The sequence below is a fragment of the Planktothrix paucivesiculata PCC 9631 genome (genome assembly GCF_900009265.2).
Lineage (GTDB): Bacteria > Cyanobacteriota > Cyanobacteriia > Cyanobacteriales > Microcoleaceae > Planktothrix > Planktothrix paucivesiculata.
Window position 1 is genome coordinate 132,248 of sequence record NZ_LR734998.1, and the last position, 8,344, is coordinate 140,591.

7 protein-coding genes are annotated in these 8,344 nt (G+C 43.4%); all 7 read left to right on the forward strand.

The window, feature by feature from the left end; translation table 11 throughout:
• Positions 1-54: 54 nt before the first annotated feature.
• The 7 genes from PL9631_RS03965 (at position 55) to cobD (ending at position 8,294) form a co-directional block, all read left to right on the forward strand.
• Positions 55-525: a KGK domain-containing protein gene (locus PL9631_RS03965; protein WP_083617252.1), complete on the forward strand. Its 471-nt coding sequence runs from the start codon at positions 55-57 to the stop codon at positions 523-525.
• A 232-nt stretch (positions 526-757) separates the two neighbouring features.
• Positions 758-1,582 (forward strand): cobyrinic acid a,c-diamide synthase, encoded by an 825-nt coding sequence (locus tag PL9631_RS03970; RefSeq protein ID WP_083617255.1) that lies wholly within the window; start codon positions 758-760, stop codon positions 1,580-1,582.
• Positions 1,583-1,763: 181 nt separating this feature from the next.
• A complete protein-coding gene (gshA, locus tag PL9631_RS03975) occupies positions 1,764-2,915 on the forward strand; it encodes a glutamate--cysteine ligase (RefSeq protein WP_083617258.1) in 1,152 nt (383 codons plus the stop codon).
• Positions 2,916-3,050: 135 nt separating this feature from the next.
• Positions 3,051-3,512, forward strand: coding sequence for a tRNA (cytidine(34)-2'-O)-methyltransferase (locus PL9631_RS03980; protein WP_083617261.1), 462 nt, complete (start codon positions 3,051-3,053; stop codon positions 3,510-3,512).
• Positions 3,513-4,057: 545 nt separating this feature from the next.
• Positions 4,058-6,208, forward strand: coding sequence for a peptidoglycan DD-metalloendopeptidase family protein (locus PL9631_RS03985; protein WP_083617264.1), 2,151 nt, complete (start codon positions 4,058-4,060; stop codon positions 6,206-6,208).
• Positions 6,209-6,881: 673 nt separating this feature from the next.
• Positions 6,882-7,187 (forward strand): HU family DNA-binding protein, encoded by a 306-nt coding sequence (locus PL9631_RS03990; protein WP_083617267.1) that lies wholly within the window; start codon positions 6,882-6,884, stop codon positions 7,185-7,187.
• Positions 7,188-7,196: 9 nt separating this feature from the next.
• Positions 7,197-8,294 (forward strand): threonine-phosphate decarboxylase CobD, encoded by a 1,098-nt coding sequence (gene cobD / locus PL9631_RS03995; protein WP_083617269.1) that lies wholly within the window; start codon positions 7,197-7,199, stop codon positions 8,292-8,294.
• Positions 8,295-8,344: the final 50 nt, after the last annotated feature.

An 8,344-nucleotide genomic window follows, 5' to 3' on the forward strand; every position in this document is an offset into this window, starting at 1 on the left:
TACCTAATCACATTAAAATATAGGATATCTATAATAATTTCAAGGATTAAATCAATGACGGAATCGTTTATTAAGTTAGAACAGGATAACGATATTGTAATGTTGGGTAAGGATACATTTACGGTATCAAGGTTGAAAGAGTTGATGACTGAGAATATGAGGACTAGACTTTTTTACAGCCAAAAACTCTACAGTAACTCTGATGTCACTGCGATTGTGTCCGAAATCTTATGCAAAGATTTAACAATAACAGATAAATCAATACAACTGAAATTAAATCAATTTAGATTAGTATTTCCTCCTAACGGAATAGATGGTCAGTTACTCCAATTAAAGTCTGGAAAGTGGATTTCAGGTAAAATCAGATTTCAAGTTGATGTAAATAAGCAAGGAAATACCGTGAATACTGAATTACAATTTGCTGCTGATGAAATAATATCTAACGAAGAAGAACAGAACAACATTAATTATGATAACAGTTTAGATAAAATTAGAGCAGAATTAAACGAAATGAAAGCTATTTAATGATCGGGTTTGGATATTCTGACACTATTTAAAGTTAAGGTTAGGTTTGAAGACCAAACCCCTAGGGTAAATATTAAACGTTTTCAAGATTATAGACAGGTTTTGGGCTAGGATACCCCCACCGTATAAACTCTTGAGTATGTCAATGAAATTCAGTCACAGACAAACAAAAACCTCTCAAATCCTTTAAAATCAGGTAAAATTTATTCAGTGTGCCGAAGGGGATGAGATCATGAATATTGAATTCAACGATGAAGCAGAAATAGATGTTTTTGGGTTGATGAAACATAACGTGATGTTTGATAAACTCCCCCCAGAAGTGCAACAGTGGGCAGAAAGTTTACCTTGGAATGAACGTCGTTATGTTCTCTCTTTATGTTATATTTTATGTGCATCTTCCCCGGAAAAACAAGCGGAATTTTTAGATGAATATACCGCCGATGGTTTAATGGCGAAGATGTTAGAAGATATTGATACCCTGCAAAGAGTCAAACAATATCTCAGTGGTTTTCAAATAAAAGCCCCCTTAAATGAATTGGTTTTGCGAGAGTATATTAGACAATTCTATATTCATTCTGCCCAGGATGCTCGATGCCAACCCAGTCAATATTTAGAATCTGCTTTAAAATTAGCATTAAGCCCAAAAGACAAAGATAATGTTTTTAATTATATTATCGGATTTGAAATGATCAAACTCCTATTTCAAATGAGTTGGGTACAACATGAACGACTCTCTCGCCTACAAACTAATCAAGATTATTTTATTAAAAATTATCTCAAACCGATTCAACACGCCCATAAAGTTAATGGAATTATTGTTCCTAAAGATGAGCGGGTATTTTTCGCCAAACGGGATTTTTATGTACAGAAACCCGAAATAAAATCAAGGAAATTAATTGAGTTAGTTATGGCAACCTTTACCACTAGCCAAGTGATTGCTTGTGGATTCTCCCTCACCCGTCATAGTCGAGCCTTCGATTTTGATTATGACTATATTTTTAACTCTAATGAACCCGATAGCATTTTTCCTTGGGGTTCAGAATCCATGATAGGATAGAGAATAGGAATTATTTTCTAATAACCCAGATCCAATTATTAGCAAACAGTTGATCAACTCTTTTCTAATAACTCTGACACTGATAACTTGTACGGGCAGGTTGGTGTGAGATATTTGTTAATCACCTAAATCTCGATGAACCCGCCCCTACAACTGATAACAGATTACTGATAACTGTACTATGCTTTTATCCAAAGGTTTTGAAGTGGAAATGTATACCGGAACTCCCCAAGGTGACGTGGTGGGACTGTCCGATAAAATTGTAGCGGATTTAGAGGGATTTGTCCGCGAACCCGATAGTCGCAATGTTGAGTACACCACCGCCCCCCTGTGTAATTATGATCGGTTGTTGTGTGCCTTAGTTCGACCGCGGCGGGAACTCCGAAAATATTTACAAAAGTTGGGCGACTATACCATTATCCCCGGAAGCACCCTACCCCTCGGCGGTACGGAGAATTTTTATCGCTCCGATCCCCAGAATCCCTATCATGATTATATTGAACAAACCTATGGTACGGATGTAGTCACGGCTAGTATTCATATTAATGTGGGTATCCCTGACCTCGAACAGTTAATGCGGGCTATTCGTTTAGTGCGGGTGGAAGCTCCTTTATATTTAGCGATGAGTGCTTCTTCTCCGTTTTTGGGCGGCAAAGTGACCGGATATCATTCCACCCGTTGGCATTTATTCCCCAAAACCCCGGCTTTTGTCCCCTTGTTTGAAAGCCATCGCCATTTTATCGACTGGACAGAAACCCAACTCCAACAAAAAACCATGCAGAATGTTCGTCACCTGTGGTCATCGGTACGACCCAATGGCGATCGCCGTCCCTATAATTTAAACCGTCTGGAACTGAGAATTTGTGATTTGATGGTCAACCCCATCGCCCTGTTAGCGATCACAGCGTTATTAGAAGCTCGGATCTGGCAAATGTTAGAGAATCCTGACCTTGATCCGTTGCAACAGAGTCAATTACCAGAAAATAGCCGGGCTCAGGATTTAGTCGAAATCGCTGATCAGAATGAGATTCTAGTGGCTCACCAGAGTTTAGACGCCCAACTGCGGCATTGGAAAGACGGTAGCACGATTTCCGCTAGAGATTGGATTGAACAAATTTATGCCGAAGTTTGGCCAACTGCCAAAAAACACGGGTTTAGTTGCTTTCTGTCTCCGGTGAAAAAGCTGCTGCGAGAGGGGTCTACCGCCCAACAGTGGTTACGGCTATCGGAACAGGGCCATGATCCTCGCTTTATTATTCAACAGGCGATTCAGGAGATGGCAACCCAGGAACAAGAGTTTGAAGATCAAATTTGTCAACCCCTGATAGCCTGAAAAAAGGCCCATTTTTAGATGAGAATATCTTATCGATAAATTTCTTTACAAAGTATAAAGAAAAACTATAGATTTATTACTCATCAACCGGGTTGATCCGACCCAAAAGCCCTTGTTTCCTGGTCTAATTACCTCATGCCCCACGTTGTCTTAGTTCAGCCACAAATCCCTCCCAATACCGGAAATATCGCCCGTACCTGTGCAGCAACCTGTACTGAATTACATTTAGTCGGGCCACTGGGTTTTGAAATTAGCGATCGCTACCTCAAACGAGCCGGATTAGATTATTGGCCCTACGTTAAACTCACCCAGCACTCAGATTTCTCCAGCTTTCAAACCCATCAACAACAATGCGGCGGCCGTTTGCTGGGGTTTAGTACAAAAGGGGCTTCTAACTATATCCAGTTCCAGTTTCAAGATTCCGACTGGCTACTTTTTGGCAGTGAAACCACCGGACTTTCTGCCGATGTGTTGGAGACTTGCACCGCAACGGTTTATATTCCGATGAATCAGCCCGGGGTGAGAAGTTTAAATCTTTCCGTGAGTGTTGCGGTCAGTTTATTTGAGGCACGCCGCCAACTCGGTTATTTGGGGTAAAGTCCATCCCTCAAAGGCTGATATTGTGTTAATCCCAGAATCCACCCTAATCTGATAACTTTTTTTTATAAATGACCGGATTCAATTCTCCCCCGACAGTGATAGATTTTATTCATCTAAACGGGGGCTTTTTTTCCGTTAAAAAAACAGCTAGAATCCTTGACTAGCCTTAGCTAAAGGGTCTTATCTGTTAAATTTAATCCCGGTTGCTCCTTGATCCCCAGAAATTCACATCCCCAGATCCGGTGTTGTATTTCTGGTAGGAACTGGTGTAAATTCTCATCTGAACTCTATTATTAGGGTTCACTCACGTTTAAAGATCCTCGACCCTCAAGGTTTATTGTTTATCTATCCTTAATTTTCAGGGTTCGCATTTTGATCTAAGTTTGGCTTTGGTTGCCGAAATTGAAAAATCAAGGTAATCTGACGTAATCAAGATTATCACCAGTGATTTAATTCAATAATTAATGTGATTAATTTCACTGATATTAGGTTCTTGAGCGGTTCGAGGACAGTCAGCACGCTTCTCCATAGGAGGTCGTTCTTTGAAAGGAACAGTTCCAAATCATGATCAACCTGTTGCTATGCCTAATTTAGATTCCAATTTAGATCAGACTGCAACAGGCCAGACCAAACAACAGGTCGCATACTCTGGCAGTCACAAGGTTTATACCTCTGTTGCATTTCTCGGTTTAGCCATGGCTTCTGGCATCCTTATGCCCAAAGCCAATGATCACGCCATGGCTACAGAGTTATCCAATTCTGAGTCAAGTCCCACGATGCAATCCCCTGGGCCGATGGCTGCATCTTCTCCGGTCGCAGGAAATTCAACCTCCGGCGCACAAGCATCCAAATCGGATTGGCAGCCGTCTCTGTTGCGAAGCCTTTCTAGTCTGAATACAGATCAGAAGGCGACGAATAACCAGAGTCAGTCTAGGGATTTAGGGTTAAAAAAACTGGATAAGACTAGCGTAGAAGCCCTGGGTATACCAGAGTCTCGGCCGAGTGTTACCTCGGAATCGTTACCTGAATCATCTGCGCTGACCGAATCTCAGTCGGAATTCAATCATCAGATTCCTTCTGCTTCTGGGGTTGAAACCTCGGCAACTCAGGATACTGTATATCCATCGATGGAGGTTTCGGGATCTCCAACTGCCCCTGATCAGCAAGGGGAGCAAACCAATAGGGCCGCTACCTCGCCTGATCCTAATTCTTTAGATACTCTCTCCCAAGAGATTTCTGGAGCGTTTGTGATTCCGAATGATGCCAGCGCCCAAACGGTCTCGGAAGTTTATCAGGTCGGTTCGGGTGATACCTTAGCTCGAATTGCTAAACTGCATAATGTTTCCGTAGATGCCATTATCAGAGCGAATCAGCTAACTGATCCTAATATTCTGAGTGTCAATCAGAATCTAAAAATCCCTAAGCAACTGGCGAGTAGTTTCCCTAGTAATCCGTCCTCTGTAACGCCAAATCCATGGCAAGACCTTCAGGTTCGTCCAGATGCTGACCCCTCTCCACAACAAGCCTCTGCCCCAACAGACTTGGGCCTTTTAGGGGGGAGATTGCCTCAAGCCGTGCTTCCGGCAGTCCTTCCCTCAGAACTCAGAAGTAGTAATACAGTCGTTGCTAATCTTCCAGAGGGAGATATGACTGATCTGAGTTCGATTCCCACCAATAGCACTTTAAATCAACTCTCGCTGAATCAACTGGCGAACCGGGCGATGGATACGGTCGAGTATTCTACTCCTGTAGCAACCGCAGCCGTGGCGATTCCCGTTGATGCCAAGTTTTCTTCCTTATCTGAACAGGTGGCAGTTCAAGCGGTTTCTGTTCGCAAATCAGAAGCCGTCAACAAATTGTATACTGATCGCCTCAGATCCGAAGTCGAACGCTTACGGGAAGAATATAAGGTTCAGAGCGACTATCAGGTGCTTAACGTATCTGTGGAACCAGCCGAACAGCCCAAGGTTGAAGCCTTGGCGACCCACGGAAAGAATCGGCAAAAACGGATTAATCCTGAGTTCAATCCCCAAGCCTATTCCTCGGAAAAGGTGGCCCCATCCGAACAGAACTTGGCTGCGGAACAGTTAGCTCAGTTGTCTCCCCATGGCATGACGTCTCCGGTTGCTCAACGGCAACCCGCATCCAGACGTTCTGTGGTAGCCACTGCCCCCGTCGGTTCTAAGCCTTACGATCCTTTAAGCAACGCGGCTTTGGGTCAGATGGTTTCGCCGCAGTTACCCCCTCTCTCTGGGCCAGATGTTTATTTGCCCAGTGGGTCTATGCGCTTTAATGGCTATATTTGGCCATCATCGGGTATTCTAACCTCCGGTTACGGTTGGCGCTGGGGACGAATGCACCGGGGAATTGATATTGCGGGGCCCATCGGAACTCCGATTGTGGCGGCTGCCCCTGGGGTGGTTTCCTATGCCGGATGGAATGATGGAGGCTATGGCAACTTAGTCGAAATTGAACATCCCGACGGCAGTTTAACGGTTTACGCCCATAACGATCGCATCCTGGTCAGCGAAGGCCAAAAAGTGGCTCAAGGTGATCAAATTTCCGAAATGGGAACCACCGGTCGCAGTACAGGGCCCCATTTGCACTTTGAAATTCATCCCAATGACCAAGGTGCAATTAACCCGATGGCCGTCCTACCTCCAGAAAGTTCTGCGGTGTCGCAAAATTATTAGGATGTTGGGCTTGAGGTATTGCAGTATTACTGGGTAGAAGGTCAGATCTTAAACAAGATCTGATTACGCCCTTTGTCTCTCATCTGCCTCCTTTGCTCCGGCTGTTTCATGTTTGAGAATTGTAGCCTGCTTTTTATAGCAGTCGCGTGCATCACTTTAGGCGCGACTGCTATAGTATTAATTATAGGAAATATATCTCCTATTCCCTACGGAGTAAGACTTATATCCCTATCCGGTTTCTCAACTAAATAGAGATACTATTAATCTCCTATTTTACTGGTTATCTCCTGAATTTTTTAGGGTACTTATTAAAGTTTTTCAATCAATTGCTCATCCATTATCACTGCTAATAATATTGACCGGATTGGATATCTTTTTCCTTGAGAGCCTCGGAAATTCTTGACTTTTTTCGGATATTCTATTAGAATATTTATCATTGTTTTTTGACAAAAAAATTGCGATTGATTAATGATTTTATCAAGTAGCGATCACTCTTTCTGACCCGACTTTAAAACAGCCGTGGGCTGGGGGGATAAAACCTAGTTTCGACTCAAATTTCTAGCTTACCGATCGCTTTAAGTTGAAACAGATCAGTCACTTCGCTCTTACCAGTCAACAGCCAACAGCTATACTATTGATTGCTTCATGCGAATTATAAGGAGTAAAAACTCAAATGAACAAAGGTGAATTAGTGGACGCCGTCGCAGAACGGGCCAGTGTGACCAAAAAACAAGCTGATGCGGTGTTAACGGCAGCATTAGAAACCATTATGGAAGCAGTTTCTAATGACGACAAAGTAACACTGGTTGGCTTTGGTTCCTTTGAGTCCCGCGAACGGAAAGCCCGTGAGGGTCGTAACCCGAAAACTGGCGAAAAAATGGAAATTCCGGCCACCAAAGTCCCTGCTTTTTCATCCGGCAAACTATTCAAGGAAAAAGTTGCCCAGACTAAAGCCGAACCCGACAGTGATGAGGACTAATTTCTAGGCGTGGAAGCAACCCATTCACCCCGTCATGGCGGAAACTTGATTTGGGCTGCGACCGTGGCCGACTGCTCTCCCTCGGATATTCTGGATTTTTCCGCCAGTATTAATCCTTGGGGGCCGCCCTTGTCGGCTTTGGATGCAATTCAAAGCCATCTGAGGGATTTAAAAGCCTATCCCAACCCCGACTATGGGGAATTGAGGGAAGCGATCGCAACTCAGATCAACCGCGAAACAGGATCGGACTTGCTTGGGGCGGATTGGATTTTACCCGGAAATGGGGCAGCAGAGTTACTGACCTGGGCAGGACGGGAACTAGCCGCACTAGATGCGACCTATTTACTGACTCCTGCCTTTGGCGACTATGGCCGGGCACTCAAGGCTTTTGAGGGGAATGTGATTGAGTGTCCGCTTTGGATGGCTTCTGTTGAGTTGGATTTTTCTATGCCTCAACCCTTGAATCTTAACTCGGGGTTATTGTTCAATAATCCCCATAACCCCACCGGAAAACTATTTGCTGCTGAGATATTATTAGAATCCTTAAAACAGTTTGCTTTGGTGGTGGTGGATGAGGCATTTATGGATTTTCTCCGTCCCACCAAACAGCAAAGTTTAGTGTCTTGGGTGAAGGACTATGAAAATTTAGTGATTTTGCGATCGCTGACCAAATTCTATAGTTTGCCTGGACTGCGTTTAGGATATGCGATCGCCCATCCCCAACGCTTAGAAAAATGGCAACACTGGCGCGATCCGTGGCCTGTGAATAGTTTGGCGGTGGCGGCCGGAATTGCTGTTTTAAAAGATAAGGAATTTCAACAACAAACCTGGAATTGGTTAGAAAATTCCCGACCTCAATTATATCATAATTTAGCCAATATATCAGGATTAAAACCCTATGCGGGTGTCGCTAATTTTATTTTAGTAAAATCTGATGTTTCGGTTTCTAAATTGCAATTAAATCTATTAAAAAAATATCGCATTCTAATTAGAGATTGTTTAAGTTTTCCCAGTTTAGGCGATCGCTATTTCCGAGTTGCCGTTAGAACAGAAGCCGAAAATCAAAGGTTAATTGAGGGGTTAAAGTGGGTAATGGGTAATGGGTAATGGGTAATGGGTAATGGGTAATGGGTAATGGGTAATGGGTAATGGGTAAT